At 60.8% G+C, this 26,051-nt stretch carries 23 protein-coding genes; 16 read left to right on the top strand and 7 right to left on the bottom strand.

Features of this window, described 5'->3' with window-relative positions; all coding sequences use genetic code 11:
- Positions 1–27: 27 nt before the first annotated feature.
- From MJA45_RS27110 to nagA, 3 genes are all read left to right on the top strand, one after another.
- Entirely contained in the window at positions 28–2,292 is a 2,265-nt protein-coding gene (locus MJA45_RS27110) for a helix-turn-helix transcriptional regulator (RefSeq protein ID WP_315605002.1), read from the top strand.
- Positions 2,289–3,284 (top strand): zinc-dependent alcohol dehydrogenase, encoded by a 996-nt coding sequence (locus MJA45_RS27105; protein ID WP_315605001.1) that lies wholly within the window; start codon positions 2,289–2,291, stop codon positions 3,282–3,284. Before MJA45_RS27110 ends, MJA45_RS27105 begins: the two co-directional genes overlap by 4 nt.
- A gap of 283 nt (positions 3,285–3,567) precedes the next feature.
- The gene (gene nagA / locus MJA45_RS27100) at positions 3,568–4,728 is read left to right on the top strand and encodes an N-acetylglucosamine-6-phosphate deacetylase (protein ID WP_315605000.1); all 1,161 of its coding nucleotides are present in this window, start codon (positions 3,568–3,570) and stop codon (positions 4,726–4,728) included.
- Positions 4,729–4,955: 227 nt separating this feature from the next.
- Here the strand turns inward: nagA and MJA45_RS27095 are convergent, their stop codons facing one another.
- The 5 genes from MJA45_RS27095 to MJA45_RS27075 form a co-directional block, all read right to left on the bottom strand.
- Complete coding sequence (locus tag MJA45_RS27095) at positions 4,956–5,762, bottom strand: alpha/beta fold hydrolase (RefSeq protein WP_315604999.1); 807 nt, start codon at positions 5,760–5,762, stop codon at positions 4,956–4,958.
- A 75-nt stretch (positions 5,763–5,837) separates the two neighbouring features.
- The gene (locus tag MJA45_RS27090; protein WP_315608114.1) at positions 5,838–6,632 is read right to left on the bottom strand and encodes a lipid II flippase Amj family protein; all 795 of its coding nucleotides are present in this window, start codon (positions 6,630–6,632) and stop codon (positions 5,838–5,840) included.
- 36 nt (positions 6,633–6,668) lie between these two features.
- Complete coding sequence (locus MJA45_RS27085; protein WP_315604998.1) at positions 6,669–6,938, bottom strand: hypothetical protein; 270 nt, start codon at positions 6,936–6,938, stop codon at positions 6,669–6,671.
- A complete protein-coding gene (locus MJA45_RS27080) occupies positions 6,935–8,356 on the bottom strand; it encodes a radical SAM protein (RefSeq protein WP_315604997.1) in 1,422 nt (473 codons plus the stop codon). The genes MJA45_RS27085 and MJA45_RS27080 overlap by 4 nt, the downstream gene beginning before the upstream one ends.
- Positions 8,357–9,130, bottom strand: coding sequence for a prolipoprotein diacylglyceryl transferase (locus MJA45_RS27075; RefSeq protein ID WP_315604996.1), 774 nt, complete (start codon positions 9,128–9,130; stop codon positions 8,357–8,359).
- Positions 9,131–9,347: 217 nt separating this feature from the next.
- Here MJA45_RS27075 and MJA45_RS27070 point away from each other — a divergent pair, with 217 nt between their 5' ends.
- The 3 genes from MJA45_RS27070 (at position 9,348) to MJA45_RS27060 (ending at position 11,802) form a co-directional block, all read left to right on the top strand.
- Positions 9,348–9,935 carry a TetR/AcrR family transcriptional regulator gene (locus MJA45_RS27070; RefSeq protein WP_315604995.1) on the top strand — a complete coding sequence of 196 codons (588 nt, stop codon included), beginning with the start codon at positions 9,348–9,350 and terminating at the stop codon, positions 9,933–9,935.
- Between the two features lie 61 nt (positions 9,936–9,996).
- Positions 9,997–11,385, top strand: coding sequence for an MFS transporter (locus MJA45_RS27065; RefSeq protein ID WP_315604994.1), 1,389 nt, complete (start codon positions 9,997–9,999; stop codon positions 11,383–11,385).
- 81 nt (positions 11,386–11,466) lie between these two features.
- A complete protein-coding gene (locus MJA45_RS27060; RefSeq protein WP_315604993.1) occupies positions 11,467–11,802 on the top strand; it encodes a luciferase domain-containing protein in 336 nt (111 codons plus the stop codon).
- A gap of 216 nt (positions 11,803–12,018) precedes the next feature.
- Here MJA45_RS27060 and MJA45_RS27055 read toward each other — a convergent pair whose 3' ends face one another.
- Entirely contained in the window at positions 12,019–12,576 is a 558-nt protein-coding gene (locus MJA45_RS27055; protein WP_315604992.1) for a sterol desaturase family protein, read from the bottom strand.
- A gap of 683 nt (positions 12,577–13,259) precedes the next feature.
- On the opposite strand from MJA45_RS27055, the gene MJA45_RS27050 reads away from it, so the two are divergent.
- The 7 genes from MJA45_RS27050 to MJA45_RS27020 all read left to right on the top strand — a co-directional run bounded on the left by MJA45_RS27050 (position 13,260) and on the right by MJA45_RS27020 (position 22,345).
- Positions 13,260–13,430 (top strand): hypothetical protein, encoded by a 171-nt coding sequence (locus tag MJA45_RS27050; protein WP_315604991.1) that lies wholly within the window; start codon positions 13,260–13,262, stop codon positions 13,428–13,430.
- Between the two features lie 281 nt (positions 13,431–13,711).
- The gene (locus MJA45_RS27045; RefSeq protein WP_407083087.1) at positions 13,712–14,656 is read left to right on the top strand and encodes a carbohydrate ABC transporter permease; all 945 of its coding nucleotides are present in this window, start codon (positions 13,712–13,714) and stop codon (positions 14,654–14,656) included.
- A gap of 6 nt (positions 14,657–14,662) precedes the next feature.
- Positions 14,663–15,502 (top strand): carbohydrate ABC transporter permease, encoded by an 840-nt coding sequence (locus MJA45_RS27040; RefSeq protein WP_315604990.1) that lies wholly within the window; start codon positions 14,663–14,665, stop codon positions 15,500–15,502.
- A gap of 159 nt (positions 15,503–15,661) precedes the next feature.
- The gene (locus MJA45_RS27035; RefSeq protein ID WP_315604989.1) at positions 15,662–17,461 is read left to right on the top strand and encodes a cache domain-containing sensor histidine kinase; all 1,800 of its coding nucleotides are present in this window, start codon (positions 15,662–15,664) and stop codon (positions 17,459–17,461) included.
- Complete coding sequence (locus MJA45_RS27030) at positions 17,436–19,055, top strand: response regulator (protein WP_315604988.1); 1,620 nt, start codon at positions 17,436–17,438, stop codon at positions 19,053–19,055. The genes MJA45_RS27035 and MJA45_RS27030 overlap by 26 nt, the downstream gene beginning before the upstream one ends.
- Before the next feature lie 123 nt (positions 19,056–19,178).
- Positions 19,179–20,492 carry an ABC transporter substrate-binding protein gene (locus tag MJA45_RS27025; RefSeq protein WP_315604987.1) on the top strand — a complete coding sequence of 438 codons (1,314 nt, stop codon included), beginning with the start codon at positions 19,179–19,181 and terminating at the stop codon, positions 20,490–20,492.
- A 311-nt stretch (positions 20,493–20,803) separates the two neighbouring features.
- Positions 20,804–22,345, top strand: coding sequence for a stalk domain-containing protein (locus tag MJA45_RS27020; RefSeq protein WP_315604986.1), 1,542 nt, complete (start codon positions 20,804–20,806; stop codon positions 22,343–22,345).
- Between the two features lie 130 nt (positions 22,346–22,475).
- Here the strand turns inward: MJA45_RS27020 and MJA45_RS27015 are convergent, their stop codons facing one another.
- Positions 22,476–22,904: a response regulator gene (locus MJA45_RS27015; protein WP_315604985.1), complete on the bottom strand. Its 429-nt coding sequence runs from the start codon at positions 22,902–22,904 to the stop codon at positions 22,476–22,478.
- Positions 22,905–23,123: 219 nt separating this feature from the next.
- Between MJA45_RS27015 and MJA45_RS27010 the strand changes: the two genes are divergently transcribed.
- From MJA45_RS27010 to chrA, 3 genes are read left to right on the top strand one after another with little or no spacing between them, the layout of a single operon-like run.
- Positions 23,124–23,903, top strand: coding sequence for an MBL fold metallo-hydrolase (locus tag MJA45_RS27010; RefSeq protein WP_315604984.1), 780 nt, complete (start codon positions 23,124–23,126; stop codon positions 23,901–23,903).
- A gap of 2 nt (positions 23,904–23,905) precedes the next feature.
- On the top strand, positions 23,906–24,763 hold the full coding sequence (locus tag MJA45_RS27005; RefSeq protein ID WP_315604983.1) for a protein phosphatase 2C domain-containing protein: 858 nt from the start codon (positions 23,906–23,908) through the stop codon (positions 24,761–24,763).
- Positions 24,757–25,938: a chromate efflux transporter gene (gene chrA, locus MJA45_RS27000; RefSeq protein WP_315604982.1), complete on the top strand. Its 1,182-nt coding sequence runs from the start codon at positions 24,757–24,759 to the stop codon at positions 25,936–25,938. The genes MJA45_RS27005 and chrA overlap by 7 nt, the downstream gene beginning before the upstream one ends.
- Positions 25,939–26,051 lie beyond the last annotated feature (113 nt).

Raw genomic sequence — 26,051 nt, 5'->3', positions numbered from 1 at the left:
CCTGCTAACCACAAAGGGGGCTCGGAGATGCTTAGATTCCGTATGACTGCGAACCAAGGCCTGCTGCGCATCTTCTTCGCTCTGCTGCTGGTGGCCATCATCATGTTTACGTCGAACTATATGGTGTTCCGCAACTCCATCTCGGGCATCTATAACGAGGTCAAAGAGAACAACCAGCTCGTCGTAAAGAACATCATCCGCTCGTTTGATGAAAGCTTCAAGGATGTTAACGACATCATCTTCTCCATCAACGTGCTGCCTTATCGCGCCATCGACGGCTCGGGAAACCTGGACATGCACAGCGTGTATATGCTTCAGAAGCAGATCGGGACGGTCATCTCCGCCAATAACTACATCGAGGATGTGGTGCTGTTCTACAAAGGGGCGGATTTGGCCATAACGTCCACGGGAACCATCGATCTTAGTGAGCTGATCGGACAGAAGTACAACAACCGGACCTACTCGGCGGCGTACTGGAAATCCACGGCATTGAACAAGCATCCGCAGAAAATTTACCCGGCCGATTATTATTCGGCACGGAACGGGCCATCCCGCAAGCTGCTTGTAGTGCTCAGCAACAATCAAGTGGCCGACCAGAACATTATGGTTTTCATGGATGCGGATAAGCTTCTCCGGCAGGCCAATCAGGAAGCCATGATGGAGGGGACCTCGCTTCTCGTGCTGGACGAAGAGCGGAATGCGGTGCTCAACACGGAGGACAGCTGGGATCTGGTTCAGCTTCTGAATGACATGAACAGGGGAGTCGGCCCCGACGGAACGGTTCAGCGTAAAGATTACGAATACACCTTCTACCGCTCTGACTTCAACGGGTTCCTTTACATCAACAAGGCCCCGTACCAGTTCGCCAATCTGCAGTCGGTCGCTTCGGCGAACCGGACGATTATGGGAATTGCCATCGGAATCGCTATTCTGCTGTCCATCCTGCTCAGCCGGTATCTGTATAAGCCGGTTTCCCAAATCGTCAAGCTGGTAGGCGGCCGGGAAAGGGGGACAGCCGATTTTGGGACGATTCTGGCCGGCGTCGGCCGTCTGCAGAAGGAGAACGAACGGCTGAAGGAACAGCTCGAGCTCGACCGGGCGGACATGCGGCGGGACGCCTTCCTGCAGGCGCTCGACGGAGTGCCGCTGTCACGGACGAAGGAGCTGAGAACGCAGCAGTCCTTCTCCGAGTTCTTCCAGGAGAAGGGCTTCGTGCTGGCGTCCTTCCAGCTGCGTCCCGAGCCCGGGGGGGAAGGTCCTCTGGATTCGGTGGAAGAGCTCTCCGAAGCAATCCAAGCCGGGCTCGGAAGCCGGCTGACGACCCGGGTGTTCGTGTTTCATGCATCCCGGTTGTCCTTCCTTGCCCTGATCGGGGTCAAGCGTTCCACGGAACGGGAAGAGACCGTCCGGCAGATCCGCTCCTTCCTGGAGCGGGCCGAGGAGGGGGCTTGGCAGGGCTTCTCAGCTACGGCGGCGGTCAGCCGGTTCTACGAATCGAAGATCGGGAACTGCCCGGCCGCTTACCGTGATCTGTTGGACTGCCGGCTCTACCGGCAGGCGGATTCCCGGGATGCCGTCACCGATTACGGGGCCATCCGCTTTACCTGGAAAGCCCATTTTCCCCTCGATGAAATCGAGAAGGCGGCGAATACGCTTGCCGGGGGCAATGTGGCGGACTGCCAGGTCGCGGTGGATGCCGTCCTAACGGAGAACGTCCGGCGGCATGTTCACCATCACCAGCTGGATGCGGTGGCGCGAACCTTGTTCTACTGCCTGCTGCGCCCGCTCGAGATGAGCGATGCCGACGGGGAGGACATTCTTGCTCTGGAGTCGGCTTTTCTTCGGAAACTCGAGGTCTCTTTAAGCGTCGAGGAAATCCGGGAGGCGCTGTTTGAGGCGGTAGAGATTATTGCGGCCAAGGGAGCCTCCAGCCGGAAAACGAAGCTGAATCCGGCGGCCATTGCGCATCATCTCAAGAGCAGCTACCGGGAGAACCTTCACCTCGATGCGATGGCCGAGGCTTATGGAACGACGCCAAAATATTTCTCTAATTATTTCAAGAAGACGTTCGGCGTCAATTTCGTGGATTACCTGAACCGGGTACGGCTCTCCCATGCGAAAGAGCTCCTGAAGACGACCGACAAGAGCGTCTCGGAGATCGGGGAGCTGACCGGGTATTTGAATTCCTCAACCTTCACCAATACGTTCAAAAAATATTACGGATTATCGCCAAGTGATTACCGCCGAAACGAAGCGGCAGACCAATCGGCTAACCGGAGGAGAAAATTATGAGAGCGGCAGCCGCCCAAAACGGAAAGATTGTCATGATAACGATGCCGGAGCCGGAGCTACCGGCCGGTCACGTGCTTATCCGCACGGAATATTCCGCCGTCAGCCCGGGAACGGAGCTGACGATGACCAAGCGCTCGGGCGAGGTGCCCGTGGGCCTCGGCTACAGTGCCGTAGGGATTGTCGAGAAGCTGGGTGAGGGCGTGACAGGCTTGGAGCCCGGCCAACGGGTAGCCTGCTACGGCGCCCCGTACGTCAAGCACGCCGAGCTGCTCGCCGTTCCGTCGAACCTGACGGCCCTTGTTCCGGCTCACGTAAAGCCGGAGGAAGCGGCCTTTGCGGGGCTTGGAGCCATTGCGATCCATGCCCTGCGGACGGCGGACCTCCGCTTCGGCGAATCCGCCGTCGTCGTCGGGCTTGGCATCCTGGGCAACCTGATCGCCCAGATCGCCGATGCCTCGGCCGTGGTCACGCTCGGCCTCGACTTGTCCGCCGAGCGGGCCGCGAAGCTGGGCGAGGTCGCCCGCGTGGCGGCCTTCGCCTCGCAGGACGAGCTGGAGGCGGCCCTTCCCGCCGCCACCGGCGGATTCGGCGCCGACAGCATCCTGCTGTGCGCGGGAGGCCCGGGGATGGAGCTCATCAACCGCTCCTTCCAGTGGATCCGCGACCGCGGCAAAGTGGTCATCGTCGGAGACTTGACCACGGAATACACCCGCTCCGCGATGTTCGGGAAGGAAGCGCAGGTGCTCATCTCCCGGGCAGGCGGACCCGGCCGGTACGATGCCGGCTATGAGCGGGAGAACCGGGACTACCCGATCGGCTACGTCCGCTGGACGGAAGGCCGGAATACCCGCGAATACATCCGGCTGCTCGCCGAGGGCCGCATTAACGTGGCTCCGCTCGTGAGCGGGATTTACCGGATCGAGGAAGCGGAAGCCGCTTACGAAGGCTACCGCCAGCCGACTACGATGGGGACGCTGTTCCGGTACTCGTAAGAGGATGGCCGCTTTCCCGGCAGATACCGAAGGGAAAGCATAAGACCAAACGCAAGACCCTAACCCCACCGTCAGGCGCAAGCCTTTCGGCGGGGTTTTTAGCGTTTGCGACGAGATGGTCTTGGAGACGAAGGGCTAGGCCAAGCGGCCTCCGGATTGCCCAATTCCGCCTGCCGCGGTACACTGAGGGAAACGGACTTGTCCGAACCGCGCTGAGCCGGCAATCGCCGCCAGCCAGTTCACGGATAAGCAAGCCAGCAGCATGGAGAGGAGCTACTGCACCATGACCAGCCAAATCATTCGCCATGTGCGTATAGCCGACGGCCAAGAGCCCCAGGAAGGGGCCGTTCTAATCCGGAACGGCCGGATCGAGCAAGTGTGGAAGAACGAGCCCGTCCCGGATGGAACGATGGCGGATACAGAGATCGACGGGGGAGGACGTCTGCTTATCCCGGGGATGATCGACGTCCATATCCACGGAGCCGAGGGACACGACATGATGGACGGAACGCTGGAGAGCGTGGAGGTCGTCTCCCGGGTTTGTGCCCGTACCGGCTGTACGTCGTTTCTCGCCACCTCCGTCTCGTCTACGCTGGAAGACCTGCTCGAGATGATTGCGAGTGTTTCGCGGTCGGTCGGCCGGGAGCCCGGTGCCCGGATCGCCGGAATGCATATCGAAGGGCCTTACCTGAACGTGAAGAGAAAGGGGATGCAGAACGAGCGCTTCCTCCGTCACCCGGATCAGGAGGAGATGACCCGGATCCTGGAGGCGGCAGGCTCCTTGATCCGCATGGTCACCCTGGCTCCCGAGATCCCCGGCGGCCTGGAGATGATCGCCTTCCTGAAGGATAGAGACATTGTCGCGGCTGCGGCCCACTCGGATGCGACTTACGAACAGGCCAAGGAAGCGTTCCGGTGCGGCGTCAGCCATATCACGCACTGCTTCAACGGCATGAGGCCGATTCATCACCGGGATCCGGGGATGGTCGTAGCCGCCTTCGAGGAGAAGCAGGTCAGCGTGCAAGCCATCGTCGACGACGTTCACCTGCATCCGGCCATCGTGAGGCTCATGTACCGCGAGAAGGGGCCGGCCGGTATGGTGCTCATCACCGACGCGCTGCAGGCCATGGGCATGGGGGACGGAACCTACCGGTTCGGCGGCCATGACGTGACGGTAGCGGAGGGCGTCGCCACCCTCGCGGACGGCACCCTCGCCTCGAGCACCGTGACGATGAACGAGGCGCTGGCCAAGGCGGTCCACGCCGGCATTCCGCTGGCCGATGCCGTCACCATGGCGACCCGGACACCGGCCGACGTGCTTGGCCTGCCGGCCAAAGGCCGAATCGCCCCCGGCGCCGATGCCGATCTCGTCCTGCTGGACGACGGCTTCGAGGTGCTGTGGACGATGGTCGAAGGGGAGAAGGTATACGAGCGGAAGGGATAACCGGACTCCGAAGCTAAGGCCCGTGTGGGGGTCGGAACGGGGACGGGGATCCACCCGGACCGGGCCTGCTGCCGCTTCGTCAAGAACAAAAGCCAGGACGAAAGGGTCGCTTGACCCCAGTCCTGGCTTTTGTAGTTCCTGGTTAGAGGAGGGCGTCTTCCTGGGATCGGCCCGTCTTCCGCGGAGCCGTCTCTAGTCCGTTCAGACTGCCGGGGAGCCCAACCGGCTCACTGGAGAAAAGCCAGCAGCGTCGCGTTAAAGGCCTCCATCTCGTCGATCACGACGCCGTGTCCGCTGTTGGCAAAAGGGTACAGCCGCGAGCCGGGAATCTCCTTATGAAGCACCTGAGCGCTCGGGAACGGCACAATCCGGTCATGCACCCCGTGGAAAATCCCGGTCGGCACCCGGATCTTCTCCAGATCTGGCCTTAGGTCCTCGTCCCGCAGCGAAACCAGGCACTGGATCGTGGCGTAGGAGGCAGCCTCCAGCCCCAGTCCCTGAAACCACCCGAGAAGCTCCGGGCCCAGGTTGCGGTTGAAGAACATCCCTCCGAATTCGGCCAGCATCCGCGGGCGGTTGTGATAGGTTTCCCGGATCAGGTCGTTCACCTGACTCACCGGCAGGCCGAACGGATAATCCGGCCGCTTGACGAAGACAGGCGCCGCCGCGTCCACCAAGGCGAGGCGGCCGATCCGGAGTCCGTTATGCCGGGCCATATAGCGGATCGAGATGGCCCCGCCGATCGAGAACCCGACCAAGGCGGCATTCTCCACCTGAAGCGTTTCGAGAACGGCGGCCAAGTCGTCCGCCAGCCGGTCATACGAATACCCGTGCCACGGCTTATCGGACTGGCCGAACCCGCGCAGGTCGAGGGCGATGCAGCGGTACCCCCGCTGCGGGAAAACGTTCAGCTGGTACTCGAACATCCGGTGATTGGCCGGCCAGCCGTGGACCCAGACCACCGGGCGGCTTCCGGCACCGGGGTTCAGGTCCTGAACGAAAAGGCGGACACCTTTTTCCACCTCTAAGAACACAGGGCATTCCACCTTTCGGATTCGGCGAACGGGAACCGAAGATGGAATATGTATATTCAGGGGACGGCCCCGCTATTAAAAAAATCGGACGATCCAGGCGATCCAGTGGGCGGCAGGAAGCAGCAGCAGCTGGGCCAGCAAGGTTCCGCACAGGCGGGAAACCATGAGGATGCCGAACATTTTGCTCATGGCCGAAGGGGATTTCTCTCCGCGCAGCACCTTGTCCGTTAGCAGCGCAACTTGTGGATCAATCAGCATCGCCAGCAGGACGGTGGCCACCCCGTTGATCAAGCCGGAAGCCTGGGAGGCGGCATCCCGGTAATCGGGATAGAGGTAAGAGGCGACCAGGGCGGAGAGCACCCCGATCGTATAGATGGCGGTGACAACGACATTGGTGAGGAGCAGCCGTTTTGGAATGCCTCCGATCCGCAGCCTGGCGAGCATTTGACGAGTGGGAGGGCGCAGGTGGCCTCCAGCCCGGCGCAGGCGGTCCAGAGTGACGGAGGTGCGCATCATTTGCGGGAAGGAGCCCGCTTCCTCCAGGTGGGCCAGCACCCGGGTCGAGAGGGAAACGACGGTCGGAAGCAGCAGCATCGCCAGAAGCGTACCGGCCGAAGCTCCGGCAATAATGATCCGAAAATGGCCCAGCAGGTCATACTCCGCATGGGACCGGGCGTATTGCACGACGGTAGCCGTCATCGGCCCCTGGATCATGTTGGAGGTACGCGCCAGAAGCAGCACAATGCCGGTGAGCGACAGCGCCGCCGCCAGCTTGCCCGTGCGAATGCCGGCCAGCCGGATTCCATAGGCGAGCGTCTCGGCCATATGAATGAGCAGGGTGAAGAGGGCGACTAGCAGAACTTTTTCCAGCACAAGGGTTCCTCCGCTTCTTGAATAAAAAAGGGTCTACCCCATAGAGCCGAGTCCGCCCGTGAGGACATACCCGAAGCAGGCGATGTTCAGCAGGAGCGTAATGCCCGCCCCGATCAGAACCCCCTGCATCATGCCCTGGTTTCGGCGGAGCAGGATCAGAGCCGGGATCACGTACACCAGCTGGGCGATTCCGATCATGAAGAATCCGACAGGGAACACGAACAGCAGCAGATGAAGAAGCGCCAGAAGGCCGATGCCTTTCCACACTTCCTTCTTTGACCAGATCTTCGGTTCTTTGCTCATTCGCGTCTCCCCCCGGCGGGTACGATTTCATCGCGGAGCTTCTGAAGCTTGGCTTCCTGGTCCCCGCGGTAGAACAGATTGTACGTGTCAAAAGGAATAATCCGTCCGTCCGGATGCGCGATGTGGACGCAGGACTTTTTGACCGAGCGGACGTCGAAATTATACGGATCGAGAAACTGCATGATCAGCACACGAAACACGTTATCGTACCCGACATGCTCGGGCACCGACACGAGCGGAAGGCAGCACAGGAGGCTCTTCAGCGAAAGCGCCTGGGAAGCGGGCGAGTGATTCGTCGAGAACAGCTCGAAAATCTTCGACCGCAAGGAGGCATCCTGCTCGAACACGATCGTGTTGCGGCCGCCCTCGAGAAGCACGTCGGGGTCGATCAGGCCGGTGAGAGGCACGGCTTCTCCGCCGAGCTTCAAGGCATAGCCCATCGCGAGCGAATCCGGGTGGCACGGTACCGGGATCATGTCCTCGGCGCGGAACACGCCGGACTGGTCGATGATCATCTGCCGCACCTCGGACAGCGTCAGCCGGTCCACGGCCGGGTCGAAATCCTCAAGCCGCCCCGCGGCCTGGATCGGCTGGAACGTGACGCCGCGGACGCAGCGCTGCTCGAGGCCGAATTGGATGATTTTCCCGACCTCGCTGTCGTTCAGGCCCTTCTTCAAGGTCACGACTAGGGTGGTGGAAACGTTGAACTCATTCAGGTGCTCGAGCGCCTTCATCCGGATGCTGCGCAGGTCCGCGCCCCGCAGCTCCTTAAGCGCTTCCGCCTCGAAGCTGTCGAACTGCAAATACAGCTCGAAGCCGGGCAGGTACTCCGCCAGCCGGCGGGCGAATTCGCGGTCCTGGGCGATGCGGATGCCGTTCGTGTTCACCATGAGGTGCTTGATCGGCTTGGTTTTGGCGAGATCGAGAATCTCCCAGAACTGCGGATGGATCGTAGGCTCCCCGCCGCTGATCTGCACGACATCCGGCTCGCCCTCGTTGCGGACAACCGCATCGAGCATCGCCTCGATCTGCTCCAGCGTCCGGAACGTCTCCCGTTCCGGGGACGATTCCGCATAGCAGATCGGGCACTGCAGGTTGCAGCGTTCCGTCACCTCGATGAGCGTCAGGCAGCTGTGCTGCTCATGATCCGGGCACAGGCCGCAGTCGTACGGACAGCCGTATCGGATCGGCGTATTCCACACCTGGGGCATTTCGGCTGGCTTGATGAACTCCCTGCACCTTTTGTAATAGTCGATGTCGGTGGAGATCAGCACCTTCTCGGGGCCGTGCACCATGCAGTATTTCTGCAGATAGACCCGGTCGTTCTCGAAGATAACCTTGGCCTCGGCCTTGCGGAGGCATTGGGAGCAGATGCTGTTCGTCAATTCGTAGAAGAGATAAGGGCGGTTTTTGGGCAACTAGATCATTCCTTTCGCTTGCACGGGAGGGGTTCTCCAACGTCGGATGAGGAAGGCGTAATAGACGAGTCCGGCCAGGCAGGCCAGCTGAACGTTGTTGAGGCCGGTGAACGGATGGGGCGTCGGCTTGATGAAATCGACGAGAAAGCGGAACAGCAGGTAGCCGGTCATGAACAGCTGAAAAAGCGCCCCCGAAGGAAGTCGCGCCTCGCCCCGGCGGATGCTACCCTTGATGTAGGCGAGGACCGCCGCAAGGCCGAGCAGGAAGGCGATCTCGTACAGCTGGGTCGGATGCCGCGGGATACCGTCCCCGAAATCAACGCCGGTCCACCAGCCGGTAGGTGTCCCGTACGTATGGTCGGACAGCCCCGTCAGGAAGCAGCCCATCCGGCCGATGGCCATTCCGGTGATGAGGGGGAAAACGAAGTCATCCCCGGTCGACTGCGTCACGCCGATCCGCTTCTTCGTCCATTCTACGCCGATGAGGCCGCCTAACAGACCACCCACGATCGTTTTGCCCATCATCAGGTAGGTGAGATCGTTCCAGTGAGCGGCTGTCGAGGCCGGATCCTCGAACCAGTACAGCATTTTGGAGCCCAGAGCGGCCCCCAGCGTGGCCCCGACCACCACCCACATCGCCTTCCGGCCATCGAGCCTTTCCTTGCTTCGCGTGTAGAGGTACACCCGAAATCCGATAAAATACGCGAGAAATTCCAGCACGGCATGGGGGTGAAGCGTGAGGGACCCCAGGTGCAGGTAAACGGGAAACGTCATGATCCGATAAATCCTCTCTATGCAGGCTGGCCCCCTGGCCGCAGGCGGCCTTTTCAAAAGGGAAGAAGCCGGTTCGTTATATGGGGAATTATAGCATATCGTTCCGGGGGATGGGCAGGGAGGCTGGCAGCCCTTTCTTTTTTCCTGATGTTGACAAGAGGGAGAGATGGAATTATGATGGGAATGTAAGTGATCACTTGCATATAAGGAGTTAGCCATGACCACCCACACCGACACGTCCGACAAGCTTCTGCAGGCGGCCATTGAGCTGATGGCGGAGAAAGGCTACGACGGAACGACAACGAAGGAAATCGCAGCGGCGGCCGGGGTTAACGAGGTCACGCTGTTCCGCCGCTTCGGAACGAAGCAGGGACTGCTCGAAGCGGCCTTTCACCGGTTTCATTATGCCGGGGAGATGACGAAGCTGTTCGAGGAAGAGCTGACCGGGAGCCTGCAGGAGGACTTGGTCACGGTCAGCCGGATGTACCACCGGCTCATGCACCGCAACCGCAAGCTCCTCTCCATCGCCCAGAAGGGGAGCGGCAGCCTGCCGGAGGAGGTTTACCGGGAGGCGGCACGCCATCCGGTGCAGCTGAAGAAGCTGATGGCCGACTATTTGGCCGCTATGGCGGAGAAAAAGAAGGTGACGGTCGCCGACCCGGAACTAAGCGCGCTGTCCTTCATGTGGATGAATTACGGAGCCTTCGCCAGCGGGCTCGGTCCGGATACCCCGAAGCATGGGGCTTCGCTGGAGGCGTTTATCGAGGAGAGCTGCGCACTGTTTGCTAGGGCCATGACCCCCTAGCCTTTTTATTCCGCATAATGAAAGTATGCACTTGCATACATTTGAGAAGGAGTGTGTCTGTATGAATTCAACGTCCACCCTGGCCTCCCCAAACCCGGAGACCAAAGGACCCATCCTCATGCGGCTGATGATGCTTACCGTGATGATGTCTTCCATGAGCGCTTTGCTGTTCCATGCCGTGCTTCCGCAAATCAGCCGGGAGTTCGGGCTCAGCCTGGCCGAGGCAAGCTGGCTTTCCTCCTCCTATGCGCTGATCTACGCCTTCGGTACGGTGACGTACGGGAAGCTGGCGGACCGGTTCCAGCTCCGAAGCCTCCTGACCTTCGGGCTGCTGCTGTTCGCTGCAGGCTCCTTCGTCGGCCTGGTCTCCCATTCCTTCCCGGCCGCCCTGCTCGGACGATGCCTGCAGTCGGCGGGAGCCGCGGCCATCCCGGCCGCCGCTCTCCTCATTCCGGTCAAGTACTTCCCACCGGAGCGAAGAGGCCGGGCCTTTGGCATGACGGCCGTCGGCTTGGCGATCGGCGGCGCGCTCGGGCCCGTCGTCTCGGCGCTCATCATCAGCGTGGCCCACTGGCGGTGGCTGTTTATGCCCTCCCTGCTCCTGCTTCTGCTGCTTCCGCTGTATCGGAAGCATCTCGACTTGGAGGCCAAAGACACCCGCCCCTCCTTCGACTGGCTGGGCGGGGCCCTGCTGGCCGCAGGGACGGCCAGTCTGCTCCTCGGCGTCACCAGCCTGCACGGGGCCTACCTGCTGGCAGCCGGGGGACTCCTCCTTCTGTTTGCCATTCGGATCCGGTATGCCAAAGAGCCGTTTATCGATCCGGCGCTGTTCCAGAACGGCAAGTACACCGCCGCCCTGGCGGCCGCCTTTCTCGTCAGCGGAATCGGGGTCTCGCTTTATTTCTTGTCCCCGGTTCTGCTCGCCGATGTTCATCACCTGAGCTCCACGTGGATCGGCTTTGCCATGGTTCCCGCCGCGGCGGCCTCCGCCCTATTAGGGAGGAAGGCCGGGAGACTGGCCGACCGCAAAGGGAACGCCTATCTGATCACGATCGCCGCCGGCCTGCTCAACGCCTGCTTCCTGCTCCTGTCCACTTTTGCCGGAAGCCCTCCCTGGGTCGTGTCTCTTGTGCTGGCACTGGGCAACGTGGGCCAGTCCTTTTACCAGATTGCGATGTCCCATCTCGTCTCGCAGTCGCTGCCGAAGGACCGGACCGGAGTGGGGATGGGGCTGTTCTCGATGACGGGCTTCCTGGCCCAGGGGATGGCGTCAGGAATCTACGGGATTATGGCTTTGCAGGGGGCTTCCGTCGGATGGAACCCGTTCCAAGGGAACGATAGCGCGATAGGGTTCAGCAACCTGTATCTCGCTCTGGCTTTGCTGCACGGGTTGATGTGGTGTGCCTACCGGATGGCGGCCGCAGGAGAGAAGGGAGCCTGGGAGGGGTAAAAGCCGGAAAACAGGATGAACGATTCGCCCGAGATTCAAGGAAAGGATCAGCAGAAACCAATCATTAGGAGGAATGGGAGAATGGAAGGAAGAGCAAGGGAAATCATTAGCGAAGAGCTGTCCGGATGGCCGGGAGTGACCGAGGGTCCTCACCGGTTCGGAGGGATCGAGTTTCAGTTCGAGGGGAAGGAGATCGGGCACCTGCACGGCGACACCCTGCTCGATCTGCCGATGAGAAAGGCCGTGCGTGATGAGCTTGTCGGCAGCGGCCGGGCGAAGCCTCATCACATCTATCCCGATTCCGGGTGGGTTTCCTTCTACTTGACGTCAGAGGGGGACGCGGCGGCAGCCATCGGGCTGCTCCGGCTAAAGTACGAAGAGCTGGTCTCGGCCGCGAAGAAACGGGAAGAAGGCTAGGCAGGCGGAGTCCAAAGGTCTTGGCCCACAAGCGGTAACCAGCACGGACGTCGCAAGCCGTAACTCACAAGCCGTAACCCACAAGCAAAAGCTTGGAACCCACAAGCCGAAGCTCCCAACCGTTGCCCCAGCGGTACCAGGAAAGGAGCCGAACCCGGCTTCGGCCCGTTTTTGGGCATCAAGAGACTTTCCCGCCAACAAAGCTACCGGATGGCACTAGGACTCCAGATTACGCACCGTCGGGCTTTTTCCAGCCTCCCGGGGAGGAGGCAGCGTGCCGAGCATCCGGTCATAGACCGTATTCGTCACCCCGAACCAATGATGCTCGTTCTGGTAATGATGCAGAAGGTGGAGCTTCTTCATCCGGCGGCCCCAGGGCGTCCACGGAATCAGGGGACGGTGGGCGGCGTAATGCGTCCATTCGTAATACAGCAGGTAGGTGGAGGTCCCTGTGAAAAAAGCCGCCGTGACCGAAGGGTCGCCCGTCAGCCCATACACCAGCCCCGTAACGCCCGCCATAAGCGGCAGACTGTACCAAACGGGCAGCAGGATGAAGGCCAGATCGTCAGGCTCCGCGTGGTGCTGGTAATGCAGACGGCGGAGAAGGGCATGGAGCCGGGGATGGCGGGGCGGCTTCAAGTGAAAAAGATACCGGTGAAACCCGTATTCGCTTACGGTATAGGTAAGGGCCCCGGCGGCGAGCGCCGCCCAGATGCCGGCCCGCAGAAGCTGCCCTCCCGTAAGGATCCAGCCCAGCGCGGCAAGCACGGACATAATCTGGACATCCCGGTGTCCGAAAAATTCTTTAACGTATCGGATGGGAACCGCTCCTTTCCTGGCCCATAAGGGCAGGGTTCTTTCTCCATTCGACAAAAGCCCCCGGAAATCCTTTTGAAGAGCGCAGCGGATGATCTGTTGGAAGGGATAGAGAACTATCGAGGAAATAGAGGAACTAGAATTCTCTATTCCCTCTCCTGGAGCGGCTTCCTGGTTAGGAGAGGAACTCTGTTCCTCTATTAGGGGGAAAACAGGCCTTTAAAGCCCGTTTACCGGTGGAATAGCGAACTGGGGTTCCTCTATGTCCGGGGAAACGCTTCTTTTTTGGGCAATAAGATACTGGAGTTCCTCTATTTCTCGGGAAACGTTCCTTTGCCGGGCTATAAGGTACCGGGGAGCTCTATGCCCGGGGCACGTTCCTTTTCTGAGCTATGCGCTCCCTGGGTTCCTCTATTCTCAGGCTCCCTTTTCATTTTTGTACGCTTACGAAACCTCTCCCACCGACAAAGTTGCCGGATAAGCACTAGCAAACGCACAAGCAGACCGGCGATAGAGACATAGAATAGAGCAAGGCCAAGCGGCCGCCGTCCTTCGCTCCCCTTTGCCTGCATTCCACGAAGCGGGGGCGAACCACGGACGGACAGCACCGGCTTGGCCGCGACAGAAGGGAGGGAAAGGGAATGATTCCTTATCTGCTGTTTCAAATTGCTCTCGTCGTGATTACCGTTCGCGCCGTCTATACGACCATTACAGGAGTGACGGCACCGGCCAAAAACTGGCTCGACATTCTTTATAACGCTTCTATTGCGATAGCGGCGCTCGCGTTTCTTTTGGGAGGCTGGAACTCGTGACGAAAGCGGACCGGTCCGGATCCTCCGGGCTGTCCGTTTGACCGGAGTTCGGCGTCACCCCTAACGGGGATCCACCATATGGCGGACCCCTGCTTCCTAGCCGCTGCGGCCGTCACGACGGCCGTCAGCGCGTCCGCGAACCAGAGGCCCTGCCCCGTCAGGGCTTCTTTTTATGCCGGGAGAATTCTCGTAAAATATTGAAAGAAATCGTGCATCCTTCTTATACAAGCGCTTACATAACCCCTCTATACTGGAAGTAATCCAGCATACGAGGTGATCGCATGGAAGCTCAAATGGATAGAACGGCCGCCCGGGCGCAGGAACGGACACGATCGGGCAAACTACTGAAGCGCTGGAATGCGCCGCTTGCGGGCTACTTGTTTATCGCCCCCTGGCTGCTCGGCTTCCTGGTGCTCCAGCTGTGGCCCATGATTCAGTCGATGTACCTGTCGTTCACGGATTATTCCCTTCTTGAAGCACCGCGGTGGATCGGGGGCAAGAACTTCTCGGCGATCGCGCATGACCGGCTCTTTTACAACTCGCTGAAAGTCACCTTCCTGTACGTGCTCACGTCCGTGCCGCTGAAGCTCGCGGTGGCCTTGTTCGTCGCCATGCTGCTGAACCGCAAAATCCGCGGGATCTCGTTCTACCGGACGCTCGTCTACCTGCCTTCCCTCATTGGAGGAAGCTTGGCGGTGGCCGTGCTGTGGAAGAACATCTTCGGGATCGACGGCTTCATCAACCAGGTGGTGACGGTGTTCGGCATCACCCCGAAAAACTGGATCGGGACGCCTTCAACGGCTCTCGGCACGCTCGTTCTGCTTAGCGCGTGGCAGTTCGGCTCGGCGATGATTATTTTTCTCGCGGGGCTGAAGCAGATTCCTTCCGAGATGTACGAGGCGGCCTCCGTCGACGGAGCCAGCAAGACCCGCCAATTCCTGAGCATCACGCTTCCCATGCTGTCCCCGGTGATTTTGTTCAACCTGGTGATGGGGATCATCAACTCGTTCCAGATGTTCACCTCGGCCTTCATTGTCACGAACGGGGGCCCGATGAACTCGACGGAAATTTATGCGCTCTACCTGTACAACAAGGCGTTCGGTACGCTGGAAATGGGGTATGCCTCCGCGCTTGCCTGGATCCTGCTCGTGCTGGTAGCCGTCGCCACGTCGATCAATTTCGTGGTTTCGAAATACTGGGTCTTCTACGAATCGGAAAGGGGCTGACGGGCCATGAACAAGGAACTGACGTGGAAAGGAAAGCTGCTCACCCATGCCGTGCTTCTGGCCTTCAGCCTGCTCATGTTCTATCCGGTGCTGTGGTGGATCGGGGCTTCGTTCAAGACGACGCCGGAGCTCGCGCTGCCGACCCTTTTCCCGAAGAAATGGATGTGGGAGAACTACACGCTGGGCTGGAACGCCCTTCCGAAGTATACGTTCACGTATTTCTACCTGAATTCGCTCAAGCTTAACCTGACGACAACGGTGCTGCATGTTATTTCGGCCAGTCTCGTAGCGTTCGGGTTCGCCCGGCTGACCTTCCCGCTCAAAAATTTCTGGTTCTCGGTGCTGCTGCTCACGCTCATGCTGCCCGCCCAGGTAACGCTCATTCCGCAGTACTCGATGTTCTATTCCTTCAACTGGATCAACACGTACCTGCCGTTCATCGTCCCTTCGGCGATGGGGGGAGCGTTCTTCATCTTCCTGCTCGTGCAGTTCATCCGGGGCATTCCGCGGGAGCTCGACGAGTCGGCCAAAATGGACGGCTGCACCTGGTTCGGCATTTACTGGCGCATCGTGCTGCCGCTGACGAAACCCGCCCTTATCACCGTCATGATCTTCTCGTTCATCTGGGGCTGGGACGAATATTTCGGACCGCTCATATACTTGAACACGATGGACAAATACACGCTTCCGCTCGCGGTCCGAATGTTCATGGACACCCAGTCGGCGGTCGCGTGGGGCCAGCTGCTTGCCATGGCGCTTCTCTCGGTTCTGCCGCCGGTGATTATCTTCTTCCTGGCGCAGAAGCACTTTGTCGAAGGGATTGCCACCACCGGCCTGAAAGGATAAGATTTAGATAGCGGGCGATCAAGGCCCGGATACCGGTTATTCCCAGCTGCGGCTTCCGCAGCTTTTTCCATATTCGGGAAACCTATACGGGATGGCCGTAGAGGCCGGCGATAGAGGGCTTTTCGCGGCCAAAGATCCCTGGCAGAAAGGAGAGAGGGCATGGGCAGCATCTTGTACCGCTACCGGATCGATTATGTGTTCTTTATCTCCTTCGGGGTCTTCATCACGGTGCTGCTGGCCTTGATCACCTGGATCAGCTACACCCTTTCGGCCCGGGAGCAGGCGACCAGCACGTCCTATTACCAGCAGGGCATGCTGCTCGAGCTCAACAAGCAGCTGACCGCGCAGATGCGCAACGTGGAACAGTCGTCCCTTGCTGTCTCGCTCAACTCGGCCTTCGTGGATTATTTGACGCTGAAGGGTGATTACTATACTAGAAACAAGGCGAGGGATACGCTGGCCAAGGATTACCTCACGCCGCTTGTGAACAGCTCTCCTTCTATCCAATCCCTTCAGGTGTATGTGGATTCTCCTACGCTTACCGACCGGCAGGCCGATGTCCAGTTTCTCCCCCTGGCCTCCATAAGGGAGGAGCCCTGGTATGCCGCCGCGGAGAGAGCCGATTCCGTCTGGATCGGGGAGAGGGAGGTCTCCTCCGCGCAGGGATATGACCAGGCGCTCGGTTTTGTCCGCCGCATCAATTCGAAGGACGGCGTTAACATCGGAGTGCTCGTCATCAACCTGAAGGCGAAGGTGCTGGAAGACATCTTGAACGGAAACCAGGCGAACCCGAGCCGGCTTCTCTTCGATACGGGAGGGCGGCTGATGCTCCGTACGGGCCGGACCGCGGTGCCGCCCGGCGTTTATGAGCAGGCGGAAGGCGGTGCCGGCGGTCCCGCTTCGGATGCCGGTCACCGGAGAATCTCGCTGCCGGACCACAGCTCTCCCGCCACAGACGCGCTGATGGTCTGGTCCCGCTCCTTCCCTGACGGGTGGACGCTTGTGGAGCTTACCCCGTGGCGGGAGATCACCAGCGCAAGCCGCAAGCTCGCGAAGACGCTCGCTATCGTGGGCGGGACCGCCGGGCTTCTCGCTCTCGGGTTCACGCTCGTGCTCTCGCGCCGGTTTACCCGCCCGATCCGGGAGCTTCTGCAGCTGATGAGCGGCTATGCGCTGAACCGCAGCGTCCAGACGTACCCGACCCGCTACCACAATGAGTTCGGCAGCCTGTTCGGCGGGTACCGCAAGCTGGTCGAGCGCATAGAGGAACTCTACGCTTCCCTCGAGCTTCAGTACAAGGCCCAGCGCGAAGCGGAGATCCGCGCCCTTCAGGCGATGATCAACCCGCATTTTCTGTACAATACGCTCGATCAGCTGAACTGGATGGCGATCGAGGCGGGCCAGGACCGCATCTCCCACGTGCTCGAGCTCATGGGCCGCATGTTCCGCATCGGGCTGTCGAACGGGGAAAGCTTCATTCCCCTGGAGGACGAGCTGATGCACACGGAATGCTACCTGCAGATCCAGCAGCTGAAGTGGGGAGAAGGGCTTCATTATTCAATCGACTGCCCTTCGGAGCTCCGAGCTCTCCTCGTGCCCAAGCTGACCATTCAGCCGTTCGTGGAGAATGCCGTCATTCACGGCTTTCACGGCCGCCGCACCGGCACGGTGGCGATCCGGGTGCAAGAGCACCCCGAAGGCGTCCGGCTAACCGTCACGGACGACGGACGGGGGCTGCCGGACGGCTGGGAGACGAAGCCGCGGCGTAAGACCGGGGGCTACGGCATACGCAACGTGAAGGACCGGGTGAAGGCCATGTTCGGTCCGCCCTACGGGGTGGAGCTCACGGCAAGGGAGAACGGGGACGGAACGGAAGCCCGCATTCTTCTGCCCCGGCTGACCCGCAAACCTGATGAAGGAGGAGGAGACGGCCATGTGGAAAATCGTTCTCGTCGATGACGACCGGCAGGCCCTTCAAGGCATGCAACGCATGATTCCGTGGCGGGAGCTTAACCTCGAGCCGGTGGGCGAGGCGATGGACGGGGAGGAAGGCCTCCGGCTCATCCGCGAGCATGCCCCCGATATCGTCATCACGGATATTTACATGCCCGTCATGAACGGGCTCGACATGATCGAGCAGCTGCGCCGGGAGGACTTCGCCGGGCGGATCGTCATCCTGAGCGGCTACGCCGACTTCGAGTACGCCCGCCAGGCGCTGCGGCTCAGCGTGGACGACTATTTGTCGAAGCCGGTGACCCTGCAGACGATCCGCGAGGTGCTGGAGAAGGCCATAGCCGAGCTCGAGGCTGCAAGCCGGCAAAGGCTGGAGGAGCATGAGCTGAGGCAGAAGCTCATGCTCTATGAGCCGTTCGTGGCGAACGAATGGCTGAAGGCGGTCGTGACCGGCTGCGGGAAAGGCCCAGAGGCCGGAGAACCGCCTCCGGGCGAGGGACCGGACTGGGGCGCGTCGCGGTTCCTCGTGCTCGCGGTCGAGATGATCCGCGGCGACCGCATGGAGGGCTGGTCGGCCCGCGACTGGAATCTGGTGCGGTTCGCCATCGGCAACATCAGCCGGGAGCTCGCCCGGGAGCTCGGCGTCGGGGCCCATTTTCTGGAGCTGCACAGCCATCACATGGCCCTGCTGCTCGATGTGTCCCGGGCGGTATCCGACGAGCGCTTCCGGGAGCTCGCCCTGCGGCTGGCAGAGAGGCTGATCGCCTCGGCGGAAACCTATCTCCGCATCCGGCTGCAGATCGGGGCCGGGCTCGGGAAGCATGACTGGCGGCGCATCGCGGATTCGACGGAGGAGGCCTTTCTGGCGCTTGAGGACAAGCGGTGCGCCCCGGACACCACGCTTCGCGTCTACTGCGCCAAGCAGCGGGAGGACCGGGAGGAGGCGGAGACCGGCTTTCGCCCCGTCCGCTTCTACCAGGAGATGGCGGAGGCCGTCCGCCAGCTGTCGGAGGTGCAGGCGGAAGCCGCTCTGGACCGCTTCTTCTCCGAGCTCAGTGCCCGCAAGGCCGTATCCGCCGCCGAGCTCCGGCATATCGGAGAGGAGCTCTTGGCCATTCTGAAGTACACGCTCTACGACTCCGGCCTCGGGCTAGACGAAGCGTTTGCCGATCCGGACGTTCTGCGCGAGCTTCAGGAGGTCTCCCTGGCGGAGGAGCTGAAGGCCTGGGTGCTTACGAAGGTGAAGGACGTCTGCGACCGGTTCTCACGCACGGACAACCTGAAGCACAAGCAGGCGGTCGATTTCATGGTCCGGTACATCCACGAGCATTATGCGGAGGACATCCGGCTGTCCGACCTGGCGGAGAAGGTATATCTGTCGCGAAACTACTTAAGCAACATTTTCCGGGACGCGACGGGGGAGACCTTCAACGATTACCTGACCCGGGTGCGCATGGAGAAGGCGAAGAGCCTTATCCTCGAGCGGAAGCTGCTCGTGTTCGAGATAGCCGAGAAGGTCGGCTACAAGAACGTGCCTTATTTCACCACCCTGTTTAAGAAGCATACCGGCCGCAGCCCGTCCGACTTCAGCAAGGGCTGACGGGGGGCTTTCGTTTTTTGCGTAAAATAGTGAAAGGAATTGTGCATCTCTCTCCTATGCAAGCGCTTTCCATCCCGGTACGATTAAGACAGATTAAGGCACATCAGAAAGGGGTTATCGGGTATGAATCGATCGACCAAACGCGGCAGTCTCGCATTGATGGCTCTGGCGCTTTCCCTTACGACGGCAGCCTGCGGAGTCAAGAAGGAAGAAGGAGCGGCAGCCGGAAGCGGCAGCTCGGCCGCACCGGGCGGAAACGCAGGGACGCCGGTCAAGCTCCGGATCATGTGGTGGGGTTCCCAATCCCGGCATGACGCCACGCAGAAGGCGCTTGATCTCTATACGAAGAAGCACCCCAATGTGACCTTCGAACCGGCTTACCAAAGCTTCGACGGCTACCAGGATAAGCTTTCCACGCAATCGGCCGCGAAGAATACGCCGGACATTTTCCAGATGGATGCCGCCTGGTTCAACGATTGGGCCAGCTCCAACCGGCTCGCGGATCTGTCCTCCGTCAATGTGAAGGACGTTGATCCCACTCTTCTCGAGACAGGCAAATACAAAGACAAGCTCTACGCGGTTCCGCTCGGAAACAACGCGTGGGGCATGGTATACAACAAAGCGGTGTTCGACAAGCTGGGCATCCAGCCTCCGCAAACCTTCGAGGAGCTCTTCCAGATGGCCAAGGAGGTCAAGCCGAAGCTCGCGAAGGATCAGTACCTGATCAAGGACATGACGGCGGACAACGCCTGGTACGATTCCTACCAGCTCAGCAAGGGCAAGGGCAACGCCCGCACGAAGGAAGGCAAGTTCAATTACGACAAGGATACGTGGATGGAATGGATGAACCAGTGGAAGGAGCTTCGCAAGGGAGGCTTTACGACTCCGGCGGACGTCACGACCTCCGATAAAGGGCAGGATGCCAAGATGGACCTGCTCGGGCAGGAAAAGATTCTGATCAAAGGCTCCCACGCCGCCGAGTTCCCGGGCTTCGACGCGCTGAAGCCGGGCAATCTGGCACTCGCTCCTATGCCGAAGGGCTCCAAGCCGGGCGGTTGGCTGAAGGCTTCCATGTACTGGAGCGTAAGCCCGGACAGCAAAAACCTGGAGGAAGCGAAGAAGTTCGTCGACTGGTTCATCAACGATCCGGAAGCTGCGGATGTTCTCGGAACCTCGCGGGGAACGCCGGTTTCCAAAACGGTGCTGAAAGGGCTGGAGCCGAAATTCAACGCCACCGACAAGGCGGGAATCGAGCTGATCAACAAGGTTTCGAAGGAAGGCAATGTCTTTGACCCGGGTCCCGGCAACAAGGGCGGCTGGGCCAAGTTCGCCAAGGAATACGACAACATCGTCCAGCAGATCATGTTTGACAAGATGACCCCCGAGAAGGGCTGGGAGGAAGTCGTCAAGCTGAGCAAGGACGTGGAGCAGAAGTAAGCCGCGGCGAAAGCCGGGCGGGATCAAGCAGGAGAGGGAATAATGCCAAAAGAAAACCGGAGCCGCCGTGTGGGCGGACTCCGGTTTTTTGGTTTCCGGACGCGGAAATCGGCTTTTGGGATAGAGAAGAGGGCCGTCCTTCCCGACCGGGAACCGTCCCGGTAAATCACCCGCACAAATAGGTCTTGAAACCTATAAAGGAGCGGGCTTATAATCATCTGGAAACAATAGACAGCGGAGGAGAAGGTCTCCATCCGCATTTTTCATGGGAGAAGGAGAAGGGGGTTTTTATGCGCTGGTTTACCAGGCTCATGGCATTGGCCATGGCGGCGGTTTTGTTTATCCCTTCGGGGCGCGTTTCGGCGGAAGGGGCAGTTCGGGTCACTTTTGACAACGTTCCGATGGTTTTTGAAGTCAATCCGGTTATTGTGGAAGGGACCACCCTGGTTCCGTTCCGCTCGATCTTCGAACGAATGGGCATGAAGGTGACCTGGAACAACGAATACCGGACGGTCACGGGGGTCCGGGACGGGCTGATCCTTACGATTCCGATCGACAGCCGGACCGTCTACGTGAACGGTTCTCCGCTCACCCTGGAGGTGCCGGCAAAGATCGTAAGCGACGTGACGATGGTGCCGGTCCGGTTCGTGGGGGAGTCGAGCGGCTACAGCATTGCGTGGGACCAAGGGACCCGCACGGTCATTATCCAAAGCCCTCCCGATAACGGAACCCGGCCGCCGGCATCGGTGCCGCCTCCGGGGATGAAGTCGGTGGAGGACATTGCCGAACTCTCGGACCGTGTGGTCTATCTCGAGCTATACGATGAGGACGGGGAGATGATCTCGGCGGGAAGCGGGGTGGTTCTATCACGTGACGGAAAAATCGTGACGAATTACCACGTCATTGAGGGTGCGGTCCAAGGTAAGGTCATTCTTAGCGACGACCGGGAGCTCGAGGTGAAGACGGTGCTTAATCATGACCGGGACCGCGATCTCGCGCTGCTCCAAACCGAGCCGCTGCCGGTGGCTCCCGTCGCGCTTGGCCGCTCCTCCGCCCTGAAGGAGGGGGAGCAGGTCGTGGCCATTGGGTCTCCGCTCGGCTTGAAGAATACCGTTTCAACGGGGATTGTCTCCGCCCGGAACCGGATGGTCGACGGGTATCCCTACATCCAGATTTCCGTCCCGATTGATCATGGCAGCAGCGGCGGAGCCCTGTTCAACCTGAAAGGGGAGCTCGTGGGCATCACGAGCGCGGGCTATGAGAGCTCGGCGAACCTTAACCTCGCGATTCCGGTCAGTGCCGTAGAGGACCTGCTGAAGAAGCCGGCCGAGCCGCTGACCCTGGCGGCCCTTTCCGAACGGTACCCCGACCCCGACCGGATCCTCGAAGAGAATGCCGAAGCCATGACGACCTACCTTCAGAAAAAATTCGGGGAGGTGCGGGGATACCAGGGGAAGCACGATTTCGATTTCACCGTCATGGTGTTTCCCTTTGGGGAGGAGTTCGGGACCGATTTCATGATCAGCCTTGTTACCGAGACGCTGGAAGAGGGCGGCCGCCTAATGGCCTTGGATCAGCAGGATCCTGATCTTCTTCCGGGGCTTCTGCAGGCGGTGTCCAAGGAGGCTCACAAGGAATTCGGGTTCTGTTATACCGTAGCCAGCTTTATCCGGGTGGAATCGGACGTTTCCCCCAAGGGGTATCCGGACGGATCCGTACAGAAACAGGACGACGGCACCTACCTGGTGGTCCACGGCGTATGCATGGGAATCTTTGATTACACGAACGGAGAGGCGCGTATTGTGCGCAAACCTGGAGATAAGGAGATTAGCTATCCGGTTCCCTTGGAATAGCGGGAGCCTATTGCCGAAAATATCAAAAAAGCCGAAGCGGCCGCATGGGCGGAAGCTTCGGCTTTTGATTGTAAGGTTCGGGAGCCCCGTTAGGTTGCGAAGGCCCGGATTCTGAAGGGAGGAAGGCTGGTCAAGCCTCCACGGCAGGAAAATACTTACCGATGACTTCCCGGACGGAATCGACCCGAAACGGCTTGCCGATGAACTCGTCCATCCCGGCAGCCTGACAGGCTTCCTTGTCCTCCGGCATGACGCTGGCGGAAATGGCCACGAGAACCGGCCGTTCGCCGTTCTCTCCCGGAGCCACACCCCGGGCGACCTCCAGACCGGACATAACCGGCATGTTCAGGTCCAGGAAGACCAGATCGTAGGCGTCGTTCTCAAGGGCCAGCCGGGCCTGTTCTCCGTCTTGAACATATTGGGCCTCGTGACCGAGCCGTGTGAGAACGAGCTCGATCACCCGGCGGTTTATATCGTGATCCTCGGCTACGAGGATTCTAGGAAAAGTGTGGGTATGGGAGCGGTTAGCGGTCTTGCCATCTGGCGTACCATGGATCATGTAGGCTCCTGACTGGTTTCCACACGCGATTTAAAAACCAAAAATCACAAGAATAGCGCCTATCTTAAGGCGGTTCCGCGGGGATTGCCCTGGGCAACCTTTAATTTTTAGCATGGAAACACTTCTTTAGTATACTACAAATAAGGCGCCCGTGGAGGAAGATTCTCGAAATAGTTCCGGTGTGATACTCTTAATACAAAAAAGGAAGAAGGGCTCGGGATGGACAGGTTGACCTTTTGGGGGACAGGGGACTCTATGGGAGTTCCTCGCGTTTATTGTGAATGCGGAGTGTGCCGGGAGGCCCGGACGTCGGGACGCAACCGGAGGCTGCGCTCCTCGGTGGAGCTTACGACCGGGGACGGTCCGCTTCTGATCGACTGCGGGCCGGATTGGAAAGCCCAGATGGAACGGTTCGGCCGGCGCGAGATGAAGCGGGTGCTCATGACCCACGCCCACTTCGACCACATGGCGGGCCTTCCCGAATGGGCCGATTCCTGCCGCTGGACGAAGAACACGGGAAGGCTCTTCGGCCCGGAGGAGGTGCTCGCGACGGTGCGGGAGCGGTACCCGTGGCTGGAGAGCAGCCTCACGTTTCATGAGGCGGATCAAGGGCTTTCCTTCGGCGGATGGACGATTGAGCCGTTCAAGGTACCCCACGGGAAGAACGGGTTCTCCTACGCTTACCGCTTTGCGAAGAACGGCTACCGCTGGGTCTACTGCCCCGATTCGATTAACCTGTCGGAGGAGGCCAAGGCTTTCTTCTCGGGCGTGGACCTGCTGGTGCTCGGCACCTCCTTCTACAAGGAGGAGTTTCCTTACCACACCCGCTCCGTTTACGACATGATCGAAGGACAGGAGCTCGTCCGGGAGCTGGGGGCGGGACAGGCCGTTTTTACCCATATGTCGCATGATGTGGACCTGGGGCGGACGTACCTCCTGCCGCCGAATATCCGGCTGGCCGAAACGGGATTAAGCTTAGAACTGGGATGGGAGGCCTAAAGATGCGGATCGACAAAATCAGCCTGCAGGGGAGCAATCCGTGGAATGAGGATGCGCTCGTAGTAAACGAATCCCTGCAGCTGTACGGCGTGCTGGACGGAGCGACTTCGCTGCTTCCTTACCGCGGGGCGGGCGGGGAAACGGGCGGGTACCTCGCTTCCCGTCTGGCGGCGGACTACTGGAACGGCCTTCCGTCGGCCGAGGCGGTTCCAGGCGGCTTCTCCCTCCGGGAGGCGGTGCTTGCGGCAAACGCCCGGCTGCGGGCCCGCATGGAGGAGTGCGGGATTGATGTCACCCGCAAGGACCAGCTGTGGAGCACAGGGCTGGCGCTGGTAAGGATCCTGCCGGGAGGCATCGAATACGCCCAGGCCGGGGACTGCATGCTGGCCGCGGTGTATGCCGACGGGGCTGTGCGAGTCGTGACGCGCGACCATGTGGAGCACCTCGACCGGGTGTCCAAGGCGAAGTGGCGGGAGGGTCTGGCCCGGGGGCTGGCCTCCAAGGCGGAGCTGTGGGAGTATGTAAGGCCCGTGATTACGGCCAACCGCATGAAGGTCAACACGCCGGAGGGTTACTCCGTGATGAACGGGGAGCCGGAGCTCGCGGAGACGCTGGAGTACGGGCGAATCAACCGGATCGGGCTGCGGGCGCTCCTGCTCGTCACCGACGGCTTGTTTCCGCCAGCCGTGGAAGGAAGAGAGTCCGGGGGAATGGAGAAGCTAGCGGCCCGGGTGCAGGAGCAAGGGCTCGAGGGCTATGCCCGGTCGCTCGTGGAGATCGAGGAGGCGGACCCGGAGTGCCGGACGTACATAAGGCTGAAGAAATCCGATGACAAAACAGGGATGTGGCTCCAATGGTGAATGGCAGCCTCTCCCGCTGGCTCGAGATTCTGAAGGTGTCCGCCAAGCTCGGGCTCACCTCCTTCGGGGGCCCGGCGGCGCATCTGGGTTACTTCTACAACGAATACGTGCTGCGGCGCAAATGGCTGGATGAACGGACCTATACCGATCTCGTCGCCCTCGGCCAGTTCCTGCCCGGACCGGCAAGCAGCCAGGTCGGCATCGGCATCGGCATCCTGAGAGGCGGCCTCATCGGAGGGCTCGTCTCCTGGATCGGCTTCACGCTTCCTTCCGTCGTGCTGCTCGTCCTGTTTGCCCTGGCGCTTCAGACCTTCCCCGCCGGGAACGCCGGCTGGCTTCACGGCCTCAAGCTGGTGGCCGTCGCCATCGTGGCCCAGGCCGTCGCCGACATGGGCCGCAAGCTCGCGCCCGACAAGACCCGCGCCGGCGTGGTCGTCGCCTCGGCCGGCCTCACGCTGCTGCTGCCGGGCACCTTCGTCCAGGTCGGCGTGCTTCTCGCCGCGGGCCTGCTCGGGCTCAAGCTCTACCGCAGCCGGGCGGAGAAGGCGGCTCCCGCGCCCCGGGTCCCCGTCAGCCGGCGGGCCGGCGCCGCCTTCCTCGGGCTTTTCCTTGCGCTGCTCGTCCTGCTGCCGATCGCCCGGGCCAGCTTCAGCCAGCCTTCGCTCGCGGCGGCGGACAGCTTCTACCGGGCGGGCTCGCTCGTCTTCGGCGGGGGGCACGTCGTGCTCCCGCTTCTCGAACGCGAGGTGGTCCCGCCCGGCTGGGTGAGCCGCGAGGACTTCATGGCGGGCTACGGAGCCGCCCAGGCCGTTCCCGGCCCGCTGTTCACCTTCGCCGCCTACCTGGGCGCGCGCATGAGCGGAATCCCCGGGGCGGCCCTCGCCACCGCGGCGATCTTCCTGCCGGCCTTCCTGCTTATCGCCGGGGCGCTGCCGTTCTGGGACACGCTTCGGAAGCGGCCGGGCGTGAGGGGCGCCTTGGCCGGGATCAACGCCGCGGTGGTGGGCCTGCTTCTCGCCGCGCTGTATAACCCGCTCTGGATCACGGCCGTCACCTCACCCGGCGACTTCGTGCTGGCCGCTCTGCTCTTCGTGATGCTGACGGTGTGGAAGCTTCCGCCGTGGACGGCGGTTCTCGCCGGAGCGGCCGGCGGCGTACTGATCGGGTGGGGTTAACGCCAATGAGCCTGTCCGAAGGCTGGAGGAGCTTCGCCAAGCGGTCGCCGATTGGTATCCGGTTTTGGAAGACCGCGGCCCTGGAATGACCGGCTGCACCGTCTGCATCCGAA

Source organism: Paenibacillus aurantius (assembly GCF_032268605.1).
Lineage (GTDB): Bacteria > Bacillota > Bacilli > Paenibacillales > NBRC-103111 > Paenibacillus_AO > Paenibacillus_AO aurantius.
Note: the sequence above shows the minus strand (reverse complement) of the source record. Positions and strands in the feature narration are given on the sequence as shown.